Here is a 19,377-nt window from a genome sequence, read left to right as displayed (position 1 = left end):
AGGCGCGCCGGAGCCGGCGCGCCACGGGGTCACTTGGCAAACAGCTGGCCGATATCCTTGAAGGCCTTGAATTCGAGGGCGTTGCCGCAGGGGTCGAAGAAGAACATGGTGGCCTGCTCGCCCACCTGGCCCTTGAAACGGATGTAGGGTTCGATCACGAACTTCATGCCGGCGGCGCTCAGGCGCGCGGCCAGGGCTTCCCACTGCGCCCACTCGAGAATGATGCCGAAGTGCGGTACCGGCACGTCGTGGCCATCCACGGGGTTGCTGTGCACATGCTCCTGGGACGAGGTCTTGGGGTGTTCGTGGATCACCAACTGGTGGCCGTAGAAGTTGAAGTCCACCCACTGCCGGGCAGAGCGGCCTTCTTCCAGGCCGAACACGTCGCGGTAAAAGGTGCGCGCGGCCGGCAAGTCGTAGACGGGGATGGCGAGGTGGAACGGCGAAAGGCTCATCAGGTAACTCCAGGTTGTTATTGGGATGGGGTGTGAGCGCTGATGGAAGAAATGCTACGGTTCGCCGAGCGATAAAAAAAACAATATGATTTTGTTAAAAGCACAAAGGAAATTTGTTAATTGATCCGCGAGCTGAAGACCTTCATCGCCGTGGCCCGCGACGGCACCTTCGCCGCCGCCGGGCAGCGCATCGGCCTGACCCAGGCCGCCGTCAGCGCGCAGATGCAGCGGCTCGAGACCGAGCTGGGCTTTGCCCTGTTCGACCGCACTGGGCGTTCGGCGCAGTTGAACCGGCGTGGCCAGCAACTGCTATTGCAGGCCCAGGAGCTGGTGCGCCTGTATGGCGAACTGGGCCACAGCAGCCCGGGCGCGCCGCCCGTTCAGCTGGTCAGCCTTGGTGCAATCGCATCGGTACAGCGCGCGCAACTGCCACAGGCGCTGGCGGACTTCCACCAGCTCTACCCCCACTGCCGCACCCGGGTGGTGCCTGGGCTGTCGCTGGAGCTGGTCAACCAGGTGGACACCGGCGAGCTGGACATGGCGGTGATCATTCGCCCGCCCTTTACCCTGCACAGCGACCTGCGCTGGACCACCCTGGCCCGCGAGCCTTACTGCCTGCTGGTGCCGGCCGATGTGCCCGGGGATGACTGGCAGCAGTTGCTGGCCAGCCAGCCGTTCATTCGCTACGACCGCGCATCGTTCGGTGGGCGCCAGGTGGACCGTTTCCTGCGCCAGCTGCACATGCCGCTGAAGGAAAAGTGCGAACTGGACGAGCAGGACGCGATCGTGAGCCTGGTGGCGCTGGGGGTGGGCGTGGCGCTGGTGCCGCAGACTGCCAGCCAGGCAACATGGCCTGCGGGGGTGCGGGCCGTCGAGTTGGGCGACAAGGTGTTCCACCGCGATATCGGGCTGGTGCACCGGGCGCCGGAGACCTTGAGTGAGGCGGTGCTGGGGTTGGCGCAGAGGATTGGGCGGGTGGCTAGTCAGTAGAGACCTTTTAACAACATGATTTAAGGGCTAGCTGATTACCTCAAAGCGACCGCGACTCTGTGGGAAGCGGCCTTGTGTCGCGATGGGCTGCGAAGCAGCCCCAAAATACTGGCCTCATGCAGAATTGCTGGGGCTGTTTCCCACAGAACCGCTCCCACAGATACAGTACTTTTGTGGACCCACTGCCGCCCTACCCCCCCGCCAACAAACTGCGGTCAAACACAAACCCCCGCGCCTCCCGCGGTATATGCCGGTACAACTGCTGCGGCCGCCCCAGCCGTGGCTGGTGCTTCTCGCCGGTATCCTCCACCCAGCCCTCACCCTTCATACGCTCCAGGCGCTTGCGCACCGAGGTGCCATTGACCGCCTGCCCAAGGCACACCTGCATCGCCGCCAGGGCGTCGAGCACGGTGAAACGCTCGGCCACCAGGTACAGCGGCAGGCTGGTATACAGGCTCTTGGCCGCCAGGCGCTCGACTGCCCGCTCCACCAGCAAACGGTGATCGAACGGCAGCGCCTGCTTGCCGGTCAACAGGCTGTCCAGGTCGTGAAAGGCCAACTGCGGCCCCTGCACCTGTGCAGCGGGGTCGAGCAAGGCCAGGTAGTAAGTGCTTAGCGACCAGCCCCGCGGGTCTCGCACGGCATTGCCCTCGGTGCCCACCTGCTCCAGGTGCTGCGGCTGCACCTGCGCCTTCTCGGCCAACGCCCTTGCAGCCGCTGCATCAAGGCTGGCGTCGGCGCTGCGGCCATTGACGATGACACCTGGCAGCGCCCATTGCCCGATATGGGGCTCACGCTCGCGCTGGTGCAGCAGTACCTGCAGGTGCTGGCTGCCTGGCGACAGGCGCAGGGCGATAATGTCCACGCTGGCCAAAACTTCTGCTGTGCTCACTTGGCGGCTCCGCTCTGAAAACACGCATATATTCCACCAGGGCAAATAAATAACGCAAGTACCAAATCCATCACAGAATGACGCTTGACACATTTAATGCACCAGGTGGATTATGTACGTATTCCAGCCGAGGAGACGCCCCAGATGAAAATCGCCAGTTTTGACGTCGACGCCCAGAACGGCTTCACCTGCAACGCCGCGCAGGAGCTGCCGGTACCCGGTGGCGAGCTGATCGCCCCGGCGCTCAACGCCATGGCCCGCCGCGCCCAGCTGCGCCTGGGCAGCAAGGACGCGCACCCGGCCAACGCTGCCTGGGTGGTGGCTGAGCCCGGGCAAATGCTGCAGCCGCTGACGCTGGCCAACGCCGACCTGACCTGGGTCAGCCACTGCGTCCCCGGCACCCCGGGTTTCGAGTTGCTGCCCGGCCTGCCCGCCCCCATCGACTACGACTACTTCGTCTGGAAAGGCGTCGAGCCCGACCTGCACCCCTACGGCGCCTGCTACCACGACCTGGCCGAGCGCCGCTCCACCGGCGCCATCGAATACCTCAAGGTGCAACAGGTGCAGGCGATCATCGTCGGCGGCCTGGCCCTGGACTACTGCGTCAAGACCACCGCCCTGCAACTGCGCCGCGCCGGCTTCGAAGTGCTGCTTTACCTTCCGGCCTGCGCCGCCCTCAGCGCCGAGGGCGCCCGCAGCGCTTGCGACGACATGCAGGCCGCCGGCATTCGCCTGTGCGCCGACGAGCAGGCCCTGGACACCCAACTCACCGCCCTGAAGGAGGCTCGCCCATGAGCGACAGCGTATTCGGCCCACGGATCGTGCAGAACCTGCTGGACACCGACTTCTACAAGATCACCATGATGCAGGCGGTGCTGCACAACTACCCCAACGCCGAGGTGGAGTGGGAATTCCGCTGCCGCAACAGCGAAGACCTGTCGCCCTACCTGGCCGAAATCCGCTACCAGGTGGAACAGCTCGGCGAGGTGTCGGTGACCCTCGACCAGCTCGCTTACCTGGAGAAAATCCCCTTCATCAAACCGGACTTCATCCGTTTTCTCAGCCTGTTCCGCTTCAACCTGCGCTACGTGCAGGTGGGCCTGGACGATGCCGGCCAGCTGGCGATCCGCGTGCGCGGGCCGTGGCTGCACGTGATCCTGTTCGAAATCCCGCTGCTGGCCATCGTCAGCGAGGTGCGCAACCGCTACCGCTATCGCGACGTGGTGATCGAGCAAGTCGGCGAGCGCCTGTACCAGAAGCTCGACTGGCTCAGCGCCGAGGCCAGCGCCGATGAGCTGGCCGGCCTGCAACTGGCCGACTTCGGTACCCGCCGGCGCTTCTCGTACCGGGTGCAGGAAGAAGTGGTGCACATCCTCAAGCGCGACTTCCCCGGGCGCTTCGTCGGCACCAGCAACGTGCACCTGGCCCGCGAGTACGAGCTCAAGCCCATCGGCACCATGGCCCACGAATGGTTCATGGCCCACCAGCAGCTCGGCCCGCGGCTGGTGGACAGCCAGGCGGCGGCGCTGGAGTGCTGGGTGCGCGAGTACCGTGGCCTGCTGGGTATCGCGCTGACCGACTGCATTGGCATGGACGCGTTCATGAAGGACTTCGACTTGTACTTCGCCAAGCTGTTCGACGGGCTGCGGCATGACTCGGGGGACCCGCTGGTATGGGCCGAGAAGGCCATTGCCCACTACGAGCGGCTGGGGATAGACCCGCAAGGCAAGACGCTGATTTTCTCCGACGGCCTGGACTTTGCGAAAATGCTCGAGCTGTACCGGGCCTTGAACGGGCGCATCCATGTGAGCTTCGGCATCGGCACCAACCTCACCTGCGACATCCCCGGGGTGGCGCCGATGAACATGGTGATCAAGATGACCGCCTGCAACGGCGCACCGGTGGCCAAGATCAGCGACAGCCCGGGCAAGACCCAGTGCCGGGACGAGAATTTCGTGGCCTACCTGCGGCACGTATTCAAGGTTGCCTGATAGCGCTTTGGCACATACAGCGTGGGAGCGGGCTTGCCCCGCGATGGCATCAGGCCTGAACCGACGCCATCGCGGGGCAAGCCCGCTCCCACGAATCACTTTGTAGCGTCAGTGTCGAGCGAAGGGATGCCAGCCCTCCCCCAGCCTTTTTCAAAGCCCCCCTCGTTACCCCGCGCATTTGCTTGTATGGTGTTGTCAAAGAAGGATGTTTTACCCGCACAGGAAAGACTTAGATGCCCCAACGCAATGTCATCAACGCCTCCGTCAGCCCCAAAGGCAGCCTGGAGACGCTGTCGCAACGTGAAGTCCAGCAACTGAGCGAAGTCGGTACCGGCAGCCTCTACACCCTGTTCCGCCAGTGCGCCCTGGCCATCCTCAACACCGGCGCCCATGTCGACAATGCCAAGACCATCCTCGAGGCCTACAAGGACTTCGAGGTGCGTATCCATCAACAAGACCGCGGCGTACGCCTGGAACTGCTCAATGCCCCGGCCGATGCCTTCGTCGATGGCGAGATGATCGCCAGCACCCGCGAAATGCTGTTCAGCGCCCTGCGCGACATCGTCTACACCGAAAGCGAACTGGCCAGCCAACGCATCGACCTGGAAAGCTCCCAGGGCCTCACCGACTATGTCTTCCACCTGCTGCGCAACGCCCGCACCCTGCGCCCGGGCGTGGAGCCGAAAATGGTGGTGTGCTGGGGCGGCCACTCGATCAGCACCGAGGAATACCAGTACACCAAGAAGGTCGGCCACGAGCTGGGCCTGCGCAAGCTGGATATCTGCACCGGCTGCGGCCCGGGGGTAATGAAAGGCCCGATGAAGGGTGCCACCATCGCCCACGCCAAGCAGCGCATGCACGGCAGCCGCTACCTGGGCCTGACCGAGCCCGGCATCATCGCCGCCGAGGCGCCCAATCCGATCGTCAACGAGCTGGTGATCCTGCCGGACATCGAGAAGCGCCTGGAAGCCTTCGTACGGGTGGGCCACGGCATCATCATCTTCCCGGGCGGTGCCGGTACCGCCGAAGAGTTCTTGTACCTGCTGGGCATTCTCATGCACCCGGACAACCAGGACCTGCCGTTCCCAGTCATCCTCACCGGGCCGCGCAGCGCCGAGCCGTTCCTGCTGCAACTGCATGCCTTCGTTGGCGCAACCCTGGGCGAAGCCGCCCAGGCCCACTACCAGATCATCATCGACGACCCGGCCGAAGTGGCCCGGCACATGGTCGAGGGGCTCAAGGCGGTCAAGCAGTTCCGCCGCGAGCGCAACGACGCCTTCCACTTCAACTGGCTGCTGAAGATCGCCGAAGGCTTCCAGCACCCCTTCGACCCCACCCACGAAAACATGGCCAACCTGGCCCTGCGCCGCGACCTGCCGCCCCACGAACTGGCCGCCAACCTGCGCCGGGCGTTTTCCGGCATCGTCGCCGGCAACGTCAAGGACAAGGGTATCCGCCTGATCGAGGAGCACGGGCCGTACCAGATCCGCGGCGACGCTGCAGTGCTCGACCCGCTGGGCCGGCTGCTGCAGGCCTTCGTCGACCAGCACCGGATGAAACTGCCGGGCGGCGCGGCCTATGTGCCGTGCTATCAGGTAGTCACCTGATCGGGTAAACAGGCACACCCCCTGTAGGAGCCGGCTTGCCGGCGATCGGGCCGCAGCCCCCGGCACACTGCCCTAATGCTGTTCACTTAGAATTGCCGGGGCCGCTTTGCGGCCCATCGCGACACAAGGCCGCTTCCCACAGCTACTGCGCAAGGCTGAATTACCAAGCCATGCGCAGTAGCTGTGGGAAGCGGCCTTGTGTCGCGATGGGCTGCGAAGCAGCCCCAACCCAGGCAACGCCTCTCTCAAGTGAACAGCACTACGGCACATTGCCTAGGCTTGCAGGCCCGGCCTGATCGCCGGCAAGCCGGCTCCTACAGGTCATTGCAGTGCCTTTGAGAGCCTCGCCCCGCGACACTGCGGTTGCACTGCCACACCAGGCCGCTATCGTTGCCTATCAGGATTTCCACGAGCGCGCGCCCCATGCAGATCGCCCCCTCCCCCTTCAACGAGGCCGAGCGGCTTTGCTTCTTGCAGAGCCTGGACATACTCGACACCCCGCCTGAGGAAGGTTTCGACCGCATTACCCGGCTGGCCAGCAGCCTGCTCGACGTGCCCATGGCGCTGGTGTCGCTGGTCGACGTCAACCGCCAGTGGTTCAAGTCGCGCCAGGGCCTGGACACCGAACAGACCAGCCGCGACGTGGCGTTCTGCGCACATGCTCTGCACGCCGAAGATGCCCTGGTGATCCCAGATGCCCTGGCCGACGCGCGCTTTGCCGACAACCCGCTGGTGCTCGGCGCGCCGTTCATTCGCTTTTACGCCGGCATCCCGCTGCGCTTTGCCAACGACCTGACCCTGGGCACCCTGTGTGTGCTCGACACCCGCCCGCGCACCCTCGGCGGCGAGCCCCTCGAGCGCCTGAAAGACCTGGCCCGGCTGGTGGAGCAGCAAATACTGCAACGCAGCCAGGCGCAAGGCGGGCCGAAGGTGCAGGCGGCCCAGCGCAATGCTCTGGCGAGCAGCGAATCGCGCTTTCGCCAGGTGTTCCGGCAAAGCCCCACCAGCAAGGCGCTGGTGGGTATCGACGGGCGCATCCTCGAACCCAACCGCGAATTCAGCCAGTTGCTCGGCGTGGCGCCGGAAGCCCTGGTACTGCTGCACCTGCCCGAACTGCTGGTGACTGAGGACCGCGACAAGCTGCAGCAGCCCTGGCAGGCGCAACTGGACGGCCAGCAGCCAGCCTGCGTGCTGGAAGTGCGCATGGCTCGCCAGCTCAAGGGTGCGGTGTGGGTGGAACTGAGCCTGTCGGCGCTGCGCGGCGAAGACGGCCATGCCGAGCAGGTGGTGGTGTTCGCCCGCGACATCAGCGAACGCCGGCGCCGCCAGCACCTGCTGCAACGCTACCAGACTACCCTGGAGCAGCAGGTGGAGCAGCGCACCGAAGCGCTCAAGCGCAGCCAGCAGACCCTGCAGGCCATTGCCGACAACCTGCCGGTGCTGATCGCACAGATTGGCAACGACCTGGAATACCGCTTCAACAATGCCGTGTACCGGGAGATCTTCGGCATCGACCCCACCGCCCTCAAAGGCCGCAAGGTCGAGGACGTGCTGGCGCCGGAGGTTTACCAGCAGCTGTTGCCCTGCTTCAACCAGGCCCTGGCCGGTCAGAGGGTGGAAGCCGACAACGTGCGCTACCGCCTGGACGACCCGCGCATCTGGCACGCCAGCTACGTACCTGATGTGCGCAACGGTGTGGTGGAAGGGTTCTTCGTCATGTCGCTGGATGTGACCGAGCGCAAGCGCCGCGAACAGACCCTGCTCGACCAGGCCACCCTCGACCCGCTGACCGGCCTGCCCAACCGCTCGGCGCTGTTCCAGGCGCTGGACTACCTGCTGCAGCAGCGCGCCCCCTTCGCCCTTTACTTCATCGACCTGGACGGTTTCAAACAGGTCAATGACAGCCACGGCCACGAAACCGGCGACCTGTTGCTGCAAACGGCCGCCGAGCGCATGCTGGCGACCATGCGCGCCGATGACCTGGTGGCGCGCCTGGCCGGCGACGAGTTCGTGGTGATCGCCCGCGCCGTGGCCAGCGCCCCTGCGGCCCGGGAGATCGGGCGCAAATTGTGCGACGCCCTGGCCGCCACCTTCACCCTGGAGGGCCGGCAGGTGCAGATCGGCGCCAGCACTGGGGTGTACCTCAACCAGCCAGAGCAAGTGCTGCTTAACGCCGAAGATGCCCTGGCCGAAGCCGACCAGGCCATGTATGCAGCCAAACGCGGCGGGCGCAACCGGGTGTGCATGGCTGGCGGCTGAAGCGCCTGGCGTGTGCCTTGCGGGCCCAGATGAATTTTTCTTAAATCGCCGTTTGGCTATTCTTTGGCACAATCAAGCCTCAACTCGCAGCCCAGGAACCAGCATGCCTCGCGTACTGACCATTGAAGACGACGCCGTCACCGGCCAGGAAATCGTCGCCGAACTCTCCAGCCACGGCCTGGACGTGGATTGGGCCGACAATGGCCGCGAGGGCCTGGCCAAGGCCATTGCCGGTGGTTATGACCTGATCACCGTGGACCGCATGCTGCCGGAAGTCGACGGCCTGACCATCGTCACCACCCTGCGCAGCCTGAAAATCGCCACGCCGATTTTGATGATCAGCGCGCTGTCGGACGTGGACGAGCGGGTGCGCGGCCTGCGCGCAGGCGGCGACGACTACCTGACCAAGCCGTTCGCCTCGGACGAGATGGCCGCACGGGTGGAGGTGCTGCTGCGGCGCAACAGCACGCCGATGACCCAGACCCGCCTGCAGGTGGCCGACCTCGAGCTGGACCTGATCAGCCACGAAGCGCGCCGCGGCGACAACTCGCTGAACCTGCTGCCCACCGAATACAAGCTGCTGGAATACCTGATGCGCCACTCCGGCCAGGTGATCACCCGCATGATGATCTTCGAGGAAGTCTGGGGTTACCACTTCGACCCGGGCACCAACCTGATCGACGTGCACATCGGCCGCCTGCGCAAGAAAATCGACTCCCCCGGCCAGACCCCGCTGATCCGTACCGTGCGGGGCTCCGGCTATGCCATTGCCGAACCCGTCTAAAGGCTGGAGCTCGTCCACCAGCCGCCTGCTGGCGCTGTACAGCTTCCTGTTCGTGGCTTGGAGCAGCATCCTCATGGGGGTGCTGTACTTCGAGGTGTCCAGCTACCTGAACAAGCTCACCCGCCACTCGATGATGCAACGCCAGCACCTGTTCACCCACATGAGCGGCAAGCAGCTGGACGATGCACTGATCGCAAGCCAGGCCTTCGAGGAGCGCAGCTTCGACGCCTACGGCCTGTTCGACCCGCAGCTCAATCCGATTGGCGGGCGCATTCGCGCCATCCCGCCAGACCTGGGGCTGGACGGCAAGATCCACGAGCTCAAGCGCTGCCTGGACGCCGATGACCCGCGCCTGCCCCGCGACAGCTGCGATGCGGTGGCGATCCGCGTGCAGGATGGCCGCTGGCTGGTGCTGGTGCGCGACAACGGCTCGCTGTTCGTGGTCACCCGGATCATCCTGCATGCCTTGCTGTGGGGCATTTCGCTAACCCTCATACCCGGCTTTGCCGGCTGGTACCTGCTGCGCCGGCGCCCGCTCAAACGTATCCGCGCGATCCAGGCCCAGGCCGAGCTGATCGTCTCGGGCGACCTCACCCACCGCTTGCCGCTGTCGGCCCGGCGTGACGAGCTGGACATGCTGGCGGCCATCGTCAACGCCATGCTCGACCGCCTGGAGCGGCTGATGCACGAGGTCAAGGGCGTGTGCGACAACATTGCCCACGACCTGCGCACCCCGCTTACCCGCCTGCGTGCGCAGCTGTACCGCATTCGCCAGCAAAGCGGCGCAGACTCGGCCGAAGGTGAGGCGCTGGACCAGGCGATCGCTGAAACCGACACGCTGATGGCGCGTTTTCGTGGCCTTTTGCGCATCAGCGAATTGGAAGACCGCCGCCGCCGCGCCGGCTTTCAACACCTGGACCCACATGCCCTGCTGGCCGAGATGCACGACTTCTACCTGCCCCTGGCCGAGGATGGCGGCATTCGCCTGGCACTGCAGCAGCCCGAACACCTGGCAGCCCTGCATGGCGACCGCGAGCTGTTGTTCGAGGCCCTGGCCAACCTGGTGGGCAATGCGATCAAGTTCACTCCGGAAGGCGGCCAGGTGCGTATCGAGGCGCATCAGGACGAGGACGGCGTGCATATCGCCATCGAGGACAGCGGGCCGGGTATTCCGGAAGATGAGCGGGAGGCTGTGTTGAAGCGTTTCTACCGCAGCGAGGAAGGCCATCGTCACCCGGGCTTCGGGCTGGGGTTGTCGATCGTTGCGGCGATCGTCGATTTGCATGGCTTCGGGCTGCAGGTGGGTGCCAGTGCGCTGGGTGGCGCAAAGCTGGTGTTGCATTGCCCGCTGGCGGGGCCGGCCAAATAAAAAGGGGCCGCCATGCGGCCCTTCGCGGGTAAACCCGCTCCCACAGGATTTGCACTTAATTCAGGCCAGCGCGTTATCTGTGGGAGCGGGTTTACCCGCGAAGGGCTGCAAAGCAGCCCCCTTCTTGCTGACTGACGCTGATCAGTCAGCCAAACGCCAGGTCGTCGCGCCCTTGCTGTCTTCCAGCACCACGCCCATGGCGGTGATCTGGTCGCGGATGCGGTCGGACTCGGCCCAGTTCTTGTCGGCACGCGCCTGCAGGCGCGCGGCGATCAGCGCTTCCACTTCAGCGGCATCGACCTTGCCCTCGGCCCCGGCACGCAGGAAGTCATCGGCCTCCAGCTGCAGCACGCCCAGCACATCGCCCAGCTCACGCAGGCGCCCGGCCAGGCCGGCGGCGGCTTGCGGGTCGCTGTCGCGCAGGCGGTTGATCTCGCGCACCAGGTCAAACAGCACGGCGCAGGCTTCGGGGGTGCCGAAGTCGTCGTTCATCGCCACGCTGAAGCGCTCGACGTACTCCTCGCCACCCTGCGCGGCAACCCGCGGCAGGCCACGCAGGGCGTGGTAGAAGCGTTCCAGGGCGCCCTTGGCATCGCGCAGGCTGTCTTCGGAGTAGTTGATGGCGCTGCGGTAGTGGCTGGCCACCAGCAGGTAGCGCACCACCTCCGGGTGGTACTTCTCGAGCACATCGCGAATGGTGAAGAAGTTGTTCAACGACTTGGACATCTTCTCGCCGTTGATGCGAATCATGCCGCAGTGCATCCAGGCAGCCGCGTACTGCTTGCCGGTGGCAGCCTCGCTTTGTGCGATCTCGTTCTCGTGGTGCGGGAACTCCAGGTCGCTGCCGCCACCGTGGATGTCGAAGCTCTCGCCCAGGCAGCAGGTGGACATCACCGAGCACTCGATGTGCCAGCCCGGACGGCCAGGGCCCCACGGCGAATCCCAGAACGGCTCGCCGGGCTTGGCGCCCTTCCACAGCACGAAGTCCAGCGGGTCCTGCTTGGACTCGCCCACTTCGATGCGGGCGCCGATGCGCAGGTCTTCGATCTTGCGCCGCGACAGCTTGCCGTAGCCGACGAACTTGCCGACCCGGTAGTACACGTCGCCGTTACCCGGCGCGTAGGCGTAGCCCTTGTCGATCAGGGTCTGGATCATCGCGTGCATGCCCGGGATATGGTCGGTAGCACGCGGCTCCAGGTCCGGCTTGAGGATGTTCAGGCGGCGCTCGTCCTCGTGCATCGCATCGATCATGCGGGCGGTCAGCGCGTCGAACGACTCGCCGTTCTCGTTGGCCCGGTTGATGATCTTGTCGTCGATGTCGGTGATGTTGCGCACATAGGTCAGCTCGTAGCCGCTCTTGCGCAGCCAACGGGTGATCAGGTCGAACGCCACCATGCTGCGGCCGTGGCCCAGGTGGCAGTAGTCGTACACGGTCATGCCGCAGACGTACATGCGCACCTTGTTGCCATCGAGCGGCTTGAAGGCTTCCTTGGTCTTGCTCAGCGTGTTGTAAAGATTAAGCACGGTGGTTCCTCAGCTGCCCCAGGAGTCACGCAGGGTGACAGTGCGGTTGAACACCGGGCGGCCCGGCTGGCTGTCTTTCAGGTCGGCGCAGAAGTAGCCTTCGCGCTCGAACTGGAAGCGGTCTTCAGGCTGAGCCTGGCCCAGCGAAGGCTCGGCACGGCAACCGGTGAGCACCTGCAGCGAATCGGGGTTGATGTTGTCGAGGAAGCTGCCGCCGTCTTCGGTCTTCTCCGGGTTGGCGGAGCGGAACAGGCGGTCGTACAGGCGCACTTCGCACTCGACGCTGCCCTCGGCCGGCACCCAGTGGATCACGCCCTTGACCTTGCGGCCTTCAGGGTTCTTGCCCAGGGTGTCCGGGTCGTACGAGCAGCGCAGCTCGACGATGTTGCCGTCGGCATCCTTGACAGCTTCGTCGGCGCGGATCACGTAGCTGCCGCGCAGGCGCACTTCACCGGCCGGCTCCAGGCGCTTGTAGCCTTTTGGCGGCTCTTCCATGAAGTCGTCGCGGTCGATGTACAGCTCGCGGGCGAACGGCAGCACGCGCACGCCCATGTCTTCTTTGGGGTGGCGCGGCAGTTCGAGTTGCTCGACCTGGCCCTCGGGGTAGTTGGTGATAACCACCTTCAATGGGCGCAGTACGCACATGGCGCGCGGCGCGCTGCGGTCGAGATCGTCACGGATGCTGAACTCGAGCATCGACATGTCGACCACGCCGTCGGAGCGGTTGGTGCCGATCATGTCGCAGAAGTTGCGGATCGAGGCCGGGGTGTAGCCGCGGCGGCGGTAGCCCGACAGCGTCGACATGCGCGGGTCGTCCCAGGCCTGTACGTGGCCTTCATCCACCAGCTGCTTGAGCTTGCGCTTGGAGGTGATGGTGTAGTTCAGGTTCAGGCGGCTGAACTCGTACTGGCGCGGGTGCGCCGGTACCGGCAGGTTGTCGAGGAACCAGTCGTACAGCGGGCGATGGCCTTCGAACTCCAGGGTGCAGATGGAGTGGGTGATGCCTTCGATGGCGTCAGACTGACCGTGGGTGAAGTCGTAGTTGGGGTAGATGCACCACTTGTCACCGGTCTGGTGGTGGTGGGCGTGGCGAATGCGGTAGAGGATCGGGTCGCGCAGGTTCATGTTCGGCGAGGCCATGTCGATCTTGGCCCGCAGCACGCGCTCGCCGTCCTTGAACTCGCCGGCCTTCATGCGGGCGAACAGGTCCAGGCTCTCTTCGACGCTGCGCTCGCGGAACGGGCTGTTCTTGCCAGGCTCGGTGAGGTTGCCGCGGTACTCTTTGGCCTGCTCAGGGGTCAGGTCGCAGACATACGCCTTGCCACGCTTGATCAGCTCGACGGCCCAGTCGTGCAGTTGCTCGAAGTAGTCCGAGGCGTAACGCACCGGGCCCGCCCACTCAAAGCCCAGCCACTTTACGTCGCGCTGAATGGCGTCGATGTATTCCTGGTCTTCCTTGGCCGGGTTGGTGTCGTCGAAACGCAGGTGGCAGGCACCGCCGAATTCCTTGGCCAGGCCAAAGTTCACGCAGATCGACTTGGCGTGGCCGATGTGCAGGTAGCCGTTCGGTTCTGGCGGGAAACGGGTGACGATGCTGCTGTGCTTGCCCGAGTCCAGGTCGGCCTGGACGATCGGCCGCAGGAAGTTCGCAGGGACGGCGGGGGCGCCTTTGGCAGCGGCGTTGGGCGCGTTTTCGGCAGTGGGCTTGCTCATAGTGTCCTTGAATGCTGGTAGCCGGCCGGGTAGGCCGATTGAATCAAAGGGCCTATCATAGCCGAAGCAGTCAAGCCGCCGACAGCCGCCCGCGGACAAATCTGACGCGATTTGTCGCAGCATTTTGTCGCCGCCGCGGGTCGAAACCGGCACAATGGCCGCCGCGCGCCACTGGCATGTGTCGCGGTCGCCTGGCCACGCGTCAGGTAACCCGAGCGCCTTGCGCACCCTATTCCCGAATGCCTTGAGAGCGAACTTAAGCATGTCCAAAGTCAAACTGAGCACCAACCACGGCGAAATCGTCCTGCAACTGAACGCCGAAAAAGCCCCGCAGACCACCGAGAACTTCGTCCAGTACGTTAAAGATGGCCACTACGACGGCACCGTGTTCCACCGCGTAATCAAGGGCTTCATGATCCAGGGCGGTGGCTTTGACGCCAGCATGGGCCAGAAGAAAACCCGCGCCAGCATCCAGAACGAAGCCGACAACGGCCTGAAGAACACCAAGTACAGCATTGCCATGGCCCGCACCATGGAGCCGCACTCCGCCTCGGCGCAGTTCTTCATCAACGCCTCCGACAACGACTTCCTCAACCACAGCGGCAAGAACGTGCAGGGCTGGGGCTACGCTGTATTCGGCGAAGTGATCGAAGGCCGTGAAGTGGTCGACGCCATCGAGAAAGTCGCCACCGGTTCCAAGGCTGGCCACCAGGACGTACCGAAGGACGACGTGGTTATCGAGAAAGCCGAGATCATTGAGTGATCCTGCTGATCTCCGATCTGCACCTGCAAGAAGAACGCCCGGACATTTCCCGGGCGTTTCTTGATCTACTCGACGGCCGCGCGCGCCATGCGCGGGCGCTGTACATTCTTGGCGACTTCTTCGAGGCATGGATCGGCGACGATGCCATGACGCCGTTCCAGCAGTCGATCTGCCAGGCCCTGCGCCGGCTCAGCGACAGCGGCACGGCCATCTACCTGATGCACGGCAACCGCGATTTCCTGATCGGCCAGCGCTTCTGCGAAGCTGCCGGCTGCACGCTGCTGGCCGACCCGAGCGTGGTCGAGCTGGGCGGCGAACAGGTGCTGCTGATGCACGGCGACACCCTGTGCACCCGCGATGTGGGCTACATGAAGCTGCGCCGTTACCTGCGCAACCCGCTGACCTTGTGGATTTTGCGGCACCTGCCGCTGGCTAGCCGCCACAAGCTGGCCCGCAAGCTGCGCAACGAGAGCCGCTCGCAGACACGCATGAAAGCCACCGAGATCGTCGACGTGACGCCTGAAGAGGTGCCAAAGGTCATGGCCGCCCATGGCGTGCGCACCCTGGTGCATGGCCATACCCACCGCCCGGCGATCCACAAGCTGGTGGTCGAGGGCGAGCCGGCCCGGCGCATCGTGCTGGGTGACTGGGACCGCCGTGGCTGGGCGTTGCAGGTGGACGAGCAAGGCTTTCAGTTGGCGCCGTTCGAGTTTGCCTGAAGGCCCAAAGCGTTATCGCCCTCTGTAGGAGCGGCCCTGCCGGGGCGCCGGACCGGCCGGAAAGGGGCGCAGGGCGGCCCCGGCGATGCTGCATAATGCCGAGATCCTGGGGCCGCTACGCAGCCCTTTCGCGGCACAAGGCCGCTCCTACAGGGAGTAATGGCCAACCTCCCCGCCCTACCCCTTCTACACTGTCCCTGATTGCCCTGCGCTAAAGGAGCCAAGCATGGACGACCCCACCCCAGGCAAACCGCCGACCTTCTGGCAAATGCTGCACAGCATCCTCGCTGCCGCCTTTGGTGTGCAGAGCGGCAAGAACCGCGCCCGCGACTTCACCCATGGCAAGGCCAGCCACTTCATCGTGATGGGCACGCTGTTCACCCTGGTGTTCATTCTGGCGCTGGCGGGGCTGGTGCAGTTGGCGATGCACCTGACCGCCCGCTGACCCTGCATCGACGCCCCTCTTTAGGAGCTGGCTTGCCAGCGATGGGGCCCAGGCAGGCGCTGCAAGCGTAAATGCCTGTACCGGCCCTATCGCCGGCAAGCCGGCTCCTACAGAGGGAGGCCGGCCCGCGTACGAGAACGCCCGCAGGATTCCCTCCCGCGGGCGTTCGGCTTGCTTCACGGTCTTGAGACTGAGGCTACTGGTGGCTGACCCAATACACGGCGGTGACCACCACCAGCACGATCAGGCACAGGATCGCCCAGGCGTCGACACTGCTGTCAGCTTTGCGGACCTTGGTAGAGTTGCCCATTGCATTGCCTCTTGTAGTGATTATGGGAATGCACTTCACCAGCAGCAGTTAAGTCGAGCAATGTCCTTTGCTCAAGCAGGGGCTTTCAATAGTCGACGGGTGACGTAAGAAACGGGTACTGGAAGTTCGCCGGCCTGCCCTCGGCGCTGTAGCGCTTGAAGTCGACACCGTAATCGTCGCGCTCCAGCAGCTTCAGCCAGCGCCGTGCCTTGCCTTCGTCGATCAACTGCAACACCGGTACCTGGTGCTCGCGCAGCCCGTCACGGGCAAGGCTGATGCCGTGGGCGTCGTCGTGCAGCATCACCATGGCCCAGCCGCCCAAGGCGAAATGCCCGCCCATCAACACCCCCAGGCGCCCCTCGATGCGCGCACGCAGGGCCTCGGGCGAGCTGTTGACGGCGCTGAATACCACGTCACGACCCGGCACCCGGCCGGCCTCCTCGAAGGCACGCATGGCGCCGAACGCCATCTGGTCGTTGGCCGACCAGACCAGCCGGGTTTCGGGGTAGCGCTGCAGCAGCATGGCCGCCTGTTCATAGGCGCGCTTGCGGCTCCAGCCGCCGTATACCACCTGGCGCAGGCGCACCTGAGGGAAGTCCGCCAAGGCCCGGCGCATGCCCTGCTCACGTAGCTGCGAGGCCGGCGTGTTCTTGACCCCGGCAAAAGCCACCAGGTCCACCGGGCCACTGTTGCGCGGCAGCAATGCGACCATCTGGTGCAGCATCTGGTAGCCGGCCTGCTCGTCATTGACGGTAAGCGTGCCGAGTACGGGTGCATATTTGTCGGGCTGGGCCTGGATGCTGCGCGCCTGGTTGGCGGTCAGGCCGTTGTTGACCAGAAACAGCTTGACCCCGGTACCGCGGGACAGGCGGATGATCTCTGGCGCCACATACAGTTCATTGACCAGCACCAGGTAGTCGGGCCGCTGCGGCCCCTCGAGAACCTCCCGCGCCTGCGCCATGACCGCCTCGGCGCTGCGCTCGCTGTAGCGCACCTGCAGGCTCAGGCCCAGGTCATCGGCAGCGGCCTGCATGATGCGCGTATAGCTGGCCCAGAACACCTCGTTGGGCGTGCCGGGGTTGAGGAATACCACCGAGGCTGCCTGCGCGTTAGCCGCCAGCGGCAGGCTCAGGCACAAGCTTTGGCACAGCGCCTTGAGCATGCGATTACACCCTTTGAAACAAACCCAGGAGTATAACCCCGCTGCCGTGGCTGCCGAACAAATGCCAGTCAGTCTCACTTAGTTCGTTTGGTTCTTTTCATATGCAAAAACATCACTTTAGCGCATAAACCCAACCTGCTATCGTTCCCCGGCTCCGAACCGGAGTGCGCGGCCGTGCGCGCGAATAGCTGCATGCAGCCTGAGACAGGACTTTTATGTACGTATACGACGAGTACGATCAGCGGATCATCGAGGACCGCGTCAAGCAGTTCCGTGATCAGACCCGCCGCTACCTGGCCGGTGAGCTGAGCGAAGAAGAATTCCGCCCTCTGCGCCTGCAGAACGGGCTTTACATCCAGCGTTTCGCCCCGATGCTGCGCGTGGCCGTACCGTACGGCCAGCTGAGCGCACGCCAGGTCCGCACCCTGGCCAAGATCGCCCGCGACTACGACAAGGGCTACGCCCACATTTCCACCCGCCAGAACGTGCAGTACAACTGGCCGGCCCTGGAAGACATCCCGGATATCCTGGCTGAGCTGGCCACCGTGCAGATGCACGCGATCCAGACCAGCGGCAACTGCCTGCGCAACACCACCACCGACCAGTTCGCCGGTGTGGCCGCGGACGAAATCGTCGACCCGCGCCCGTGGTGTGAAATCGTCCGCCAGTGGACCACCTTCCACCCGGAATTCGCCTACCTGCCGCGCAAGTTCAAGATTGCCATCAACGGCTCGAAAGAAGACCGCGCCGCCATCGAAGTGCACGATATCGGCCTGGAGCCGGTGCGCAACGCCGCCGGCGAGCTGGGCTTCCGCGTGCTGGTGGGTGGCGGCCTGGGCCGTACGCCGGTGGTGGGTTCGTTCATCAACGAGTTCCTGCCCTGGCAGGACCTGATCAGCTACCTCGACGCCATCCTGCGCGTGTACAACCGTTACGGTCGCCGTGACAACAAGTACAAGGCGCGCATCAAGATCCTGGTCAAGGCGCTCACCCCTGAAGTGTTCGCCGAGAAGGTCGAGGCCGAAATGGCCCACCTGCGTGGCGGCAGCACCACCCTGACCGAAGCCGAAGTGCAGCGCGTGTCGCGCCACTTCGTCGACCCTGAATACCAGGCCCTGGACAACCTCGACTACAGCGCCCAGGACGCCGAACACCCAGGCTTCGCCCGCTGGCGCTCGCGCAACACCCGCGCGCACAAGCGCCCCGGCTATGTTGCCGTGACCCTGTCGCTCAAGCCCACCGGCGTCGCCCCGGGCGATTTGACCGACAAGCAGCTGGACACCGTCGCCGACCTGGCCGAGCGCTACAGCTTCGGCTTCCTGCGCACCTCCCACGAGCAGAACATCATTCTGGCCGACGTCGAGCAGCGCCAACTGCACGCACTGTGGCTGGAGCTGCGCGAAAACGGCTTCGCCACCCCGAACATCGGCCTGCTGACCGACATCATCTGCTGCCCGGGTGGTGACTACTGCTCGCTGGCCAACGCCAAGTCGATCCCGATCGCCGAATCCATCCAGCGCCGCTTCGACGACCTGGACTACCTGTTCGACATCGGCGAGATCGACCTGAACATCTCTGGCTGCATGAACGCCTGCGGCCACCACCACGTCGGCCACATCGGCATCCTCGGTGTGGACAAGAAGGGCGAGGAGTTCTACCAGGTATCGCTGGGCGGCAACGCCGCACGCGATGCATCGCTGGGCAAGATCCTCGGCCCGTCCTTCGCCCAGGACGCCATGGCTGACGTGATCGAGAAGCTGATCGCCGTGTACGTGGAACAGCGTACCGAGGAAGAGCGTTTCATCGACACCTACCAGCGTATCGGCATCGACCCCTTCAAGGAACGCGTCTATGCAGCGAATCATTAAGCACAACCAGATCGTCGACGAAACCTGGCACCTGCTGCCCAAGGACTTCTCGTTCGACGAGCTGACCAACTGCGACGACTACATCGTGCCGCTGCAGATGTGGCGCGACCATGCCCACGTGCTCAAGGCCCGCGACGGCGGCCTGGGCGTGTGGCTGGACAGCGACGAAGAAGCCGAAGAGATCGGCGAAGACGTGCAGCACTTTCAGGTCATCGCCCTGAACTTCCCGGCCTTCACCGACGGGCGCAGCTACTCTAACGCGCGCCTGCTGCGTGACCGCTACAAGTTCAAGGGTGAGCTGCGCGCCATCGGCGACGTGCTGCGCGACCAGCTGTTCTTCATGGCCCGCTGCGGTTTCGATGCCTTCGCCATCCGTGCCGACAAGGACCCGGAAGACGCGCTGCAAAGCCTGAAGGACTTCTCGGTGACTTACCAGGCTGCCACCGACGAGCCGCTGCCGCTGTTCCGCCGCCGCTGATCGTCACCTGCTGCACCGAACAGCCCGCCTTCATGGCGGGCTGTTTCG

The 19,377-nt window shown here is 64.6% G+C and carries 17 protein-coding genes; 12 read left to right on the top strand and 5 right to left on the bottom strand.

The annotated features are described in order from the left end of the window. Positions 1–29 precede the first annotated feature (29 nt). Complete coding sequence (locus KSS93_RS14065) at positions 30–455, bottom strand: VOC family protein (RefSeq protein ID WP_217884622.1); 426 nt, start codon at positions 453–455, stop codon at positions 30–32. A gap of 120 nt (positions 456–575) precedes the next feature. Between KSS93_RS14065 and KSS93_RS14060 the strand changes: the two genes are divergently transcribed. Further along, on the top strand, positions 576–1,445 hold the full coding sequence (locus KSS93_RS14060; protein ID WP_217884621.1) for a LysR family transcriptional regulator: 870 nt from the start codon (positions 576–578) through the stop codon (positions 1,443–1,445). A gap of 190 nt (positions 1,446–1,635) precedes the next feature. On the opposite strand, the gene KSS93_RS14055 is transcribed toward KSS93_RS14060, so the two are convergent. After that, positions 1,636–2,337, bottom strand: coding sequence for an NUDIX hydrolase (locus KSS93_RS14055; RefSeq protein WP_217884620.1), 702 nt, complete (start codon positions 2,335–2,337; stop codon positions 1,636–1,638). Between the two features lie 144 nt (positions 2,338–2,481). On the opposite strand from KSS93_RS14055, the gene KSS93_RS14050 reads away from it, so the two are divergent. From KSS93_RS14050 to KSS93_RS14025, 6 genes are all read left to right on the top strand, one after another. Next, positions 2,482–3,132: a nicotinamidase gene (locus KSS93_RS14050; RefSeq protein ID WP_217884619.1), complete on the top strand. Its 651-nt coding sequence runs from the start codon at positions 2,482–2,484 to the stop codon at positions 3,130–3,132. Next, entirely contained in the window at positions 3,129–4,328 is a 1,200-nt protein-coding gene (gene pncB / locus KSS93_RS14045) for a nicotinate phosphoribosyltransferase (RefSeq protein WP_217884618.1), read from the top strand. Before KSS93_RS14050 ends, pncB begins: the two co-directional genes overlap by 4 nt. A gap of 233 nt (positions 4,329–4,561) precedes the next feature. Continuing rightward, on the top strand, positions 4,562–5,935 hold the full coding sequence (gene ppnN / locus KSS93_RS14040) for a nucleotide 5'-monophosphate nucleosidase PpnN (protein WP_217843057.1): 1,374 nt from the start codon (positions 4,562–4,564) through the stop codon (positions 5,933–5,935). Between the two features lie 423 nt (positions 5,936–6,358). Beyond that, complete coding sequence (locus tag KSS93_RS14035) at positions 6,359–8,194, top strand: sensor domain-containing diguanylate cyclase (RefSeq protein ID WP_217884617.1); 1,836 nt, start codon at positions 6,359–6,361, stop codon at positions 8,192–8,194. 103 nt (positions 8,195–8,297) lie between these two features. Then, positions 8,298–8,978, top strand: a complete 681-nt coding sequence (locus KSS93_RS14030; protein WP_217843055.1) for a response regulator transcription factor — start codon at positions 8,298–8,300, stop codon at positions 8,976–8,978. Continuing rightward, positions 8,956–10,347: a sensor histidine kinase gene (locus KSS93_RS14025; RefSeq protein ID WP_217884616.1), complete on the top strand. Its 1,392-nt coding sequence runs from the start codon at positions 8,956–8,958 to the stop codon at positions 10,345–10,347. The genes KSS93_RS14030 and KSS93_RS14025 overlap by 23 nt, the downstream gene beginning before the upstream one ends. A 141-nt stretch (positions 10,348–10,488) precedes the next feature. Here the strand turns inward: KSS93_RS14025 and cysS are convergent, their stop codons facing one another. Next, on the bottom strand, positions 10,489–11,871 hold the full coding sequence (gene cysS, locus KSS93_RS14020; RefSeq protein ID WP_217843053.1) for a cysteine--tRNA ligase: 1,383 nt from the start codon (positions 11,869–11,871) through the stop codon (positions 10,489–10,491). 9 nt (positions 11,872–11,880) lie between these two features. After that, positions 11,881–13,584 carry a glutamine--tRNA ligase/YqeY domain fusion protein gene (locus KSS93_RS14015; RefSeq protein ID WP_217884615.1) on the bottom strand — a complete coding sequence of 568 codons (1,704 nt, stop codon included), beginning with the start codon at positions 13,582–13,584 and terminating at the stop codon, positions 11,881–11,883. A 262-nt stretch (positions 13,585–13,846) separates the two neighbouring features. On the opposite strand from KSS93_RS14015, the gene KSS93_RS14010 reads away from it, so the two are divergent. The 3 genes from KSS93_RS14010 (at position 13,847) to KSS93_RS14000 (ending at position 15,511) form a co-directional block, all read left to right on the top strand. Continuing rightward, positions 13,847–14,347 (top strand): peptidylprolyl isomerase, encoded by a 501-nt coding sequence (locus KSS93_RS14010; protein WP_217884614.1) that lies wholly within the window; start codon positions 13,847–13,849, stop codon positions 14,345–14,347. Next, a complete protein-coding gene (locus KSS93_RS14005; protein WP_217884613.1) occupies positions 14,344–15,066 on the top strand; it encodes a UDP-2,3-diacylglucosamine diphosphatase in 723 nt (240 codons plus the stop codon). Before KSS93_RS14010 ends, KSS93_RS14005 begins: the two co-directional genes overlap by 4 nt. A gap of 226 nt (positions 15,067–15,292) precedes the next feature. After that, positions 15,293–15,511, top strand: coding sequence for a DUF2970 domain-containing protein (locus tag KSS93_RS14000; protein WP_217884612.1), 219 nt, complete (start codon positions 15,293–15,295; stop codon positions 15,509–15,511). Positions 15,512–15,906: 395 nt separating this feature from the next. On the opposite strand, the gene KSS93_RS13995 is transcribed toward KSS93_RS14000, so the two are convergent. After that, positions 15,907–16,983 carry an ABC transporter substrate-binding protein gene (locus tag KSS93_RS13995; protein ID WP_217884611.1) on the bottom strand — a complete coding sequence of 359 codons (1,077 nt, stop codon included), beginning with the start codon at positions 16,981–16,983 and terminating at the stop codon, positions 15,907–15,909. A 215-nt stretch (positions 16,984–17,198) separates the two neighbouring features. Between KSS93_RS13995 and KSS93_RS13990 the strand changes: the two genes are divergently transcribed. Further along, positions 17,199–18,851 (top strand): nitrite/sulfite reductase, encoded by a 1,653-nt coding sequence (locus KSS93_RS13990; protein ID WP_217843047.1) that lies wholly within the window; start codon positions 17,199–17,201, stop codon positions 18,849–18,851. After that, on the top strand, positions 18,835–19,329 hold the full coding sequence (locus KSS93_RS13985; protein WP_217843046.1) for a DUF934 domain-containing protein: 495 nt from the start codon (positions 18,835–18,837) through the stop codon (positions 19,327–19,329). Before KSS93_RS13990 ends, KSS93_RS13985 begins: the two co-directional genes overlap by 17 nt. Positions 19,330–19,377 lie beyond the last annotated feature (48 nt).

The sequence above is a fragment of the Pseudomonas xanthosomatis genome (genome assembly GCF_019139835.1).
Classification (GTDB): Bacteria; Pseudomonadota; Gammaproteobacteria; order Pseudomonadales; family Pseudomonadaceae; genus Aquipseudomonas; species Aquipseudomonas fakonensis.
The sequence above is the reverse complement of the archived record's forward strand: the minus strand, read 5'-3'. Positions and strand labels throughout refer to the sequence as shown.

Excerpts from the sequence above, each read along its gene's own strand:
- KSS93_RS14000 (WP_217884612.1), top strand. The coding sequence starts at position 15,293 with ATGGACGACCCCACCCCAGGCAAACCGCCGACCTTCTGGCAAATGCTG.
- ppnN (WP_217843057.1), top strand. The coding sequence starts at position 4,562 with ATGCCCCAACGCAATGTCATCAACGCCTCCGTCAGCCCCAAAGGCAGC.
- KSS93_RS13985 (WP_217843046.1), top strand. The coding sequence starts at position 18,835 with ATGCAGCGAATCATTAAGCACAACCAGATCGTCGACGAAACCTGGCAC.
- pncB (WP_217884618.1), top strand. The coding sequence starts at position 3,129 with ATGAGCGACAGCGTATTCGGCCCACGGATCGTGCAGAACCTGCTGGAC.
- KSS93_RS14050 (WP_217884619.1), top strand. The coding sequence starts at position 2,482 with ATGAAAATCGCCAGTTTTGACGTCGACGCCCAGAACGGCTTCACCTGC.
- KSS93_RS14065 (WP_217884622.1), bottom strand. The coding sequence starts at position 455 with ATGAGCCTTTCGCCGTTCCACCTCGCCATCCCCGTCTACGACTTGCCG.
- KSS93_RS13995 (WP_217884611.1), bottom strand. The coding sequence starts at position 16,983 with ATGCTCAAGGCGCTGTGCCAAAGCTTGTGCCTGAGCCTGCCGCTGGCG.
- KSS93_RS14025 (WP_217884616.1), top strand. The coding sequence starts at position 8,956 with ATGCCATTGCCGAACCCGTCTAAAGGCTGGAGCTCGTCCACCAGCCGC.
- KSS93_RS14010 (WP_217884614.1), top strand. The coding sequence starts at position 13,847 with ATGTCCAAAGTCAAACTGAGCACCAACCACGGCGAAATCGTCCTGCAA.
- KSS93_RS14030 (WP_217843055.1), top strand. The coding sequence starts at position 8,298 with ATGCCTCGCGTACTGACCATTGAAGACGACGCCGTCACCGGCCAGGAA.
- KSS93_RS14035 (WP_217884617.1), top strand. The coding sequence starts at position 6,359 with ATGCAGATCGCCCCCTCCCCCTTCAACGAGGCCGAGCGGCTTTGCTTC.
- KSS93_RS14015 (WP_217884615.1), bottom strand. The coding sequence starts at position 13,584 with ATGAGCAAGCCCACTGCCGAAAACGCGCCCAACGCCGCTGCCAAAGGC.
- KSS93_RS13990 (WP_217843047.1), top strand. The coding sequence starts at position 17,199 with ATGTACGTATACGACGAGTACGATCAGCGGATCATCGAGGACCGCGTC.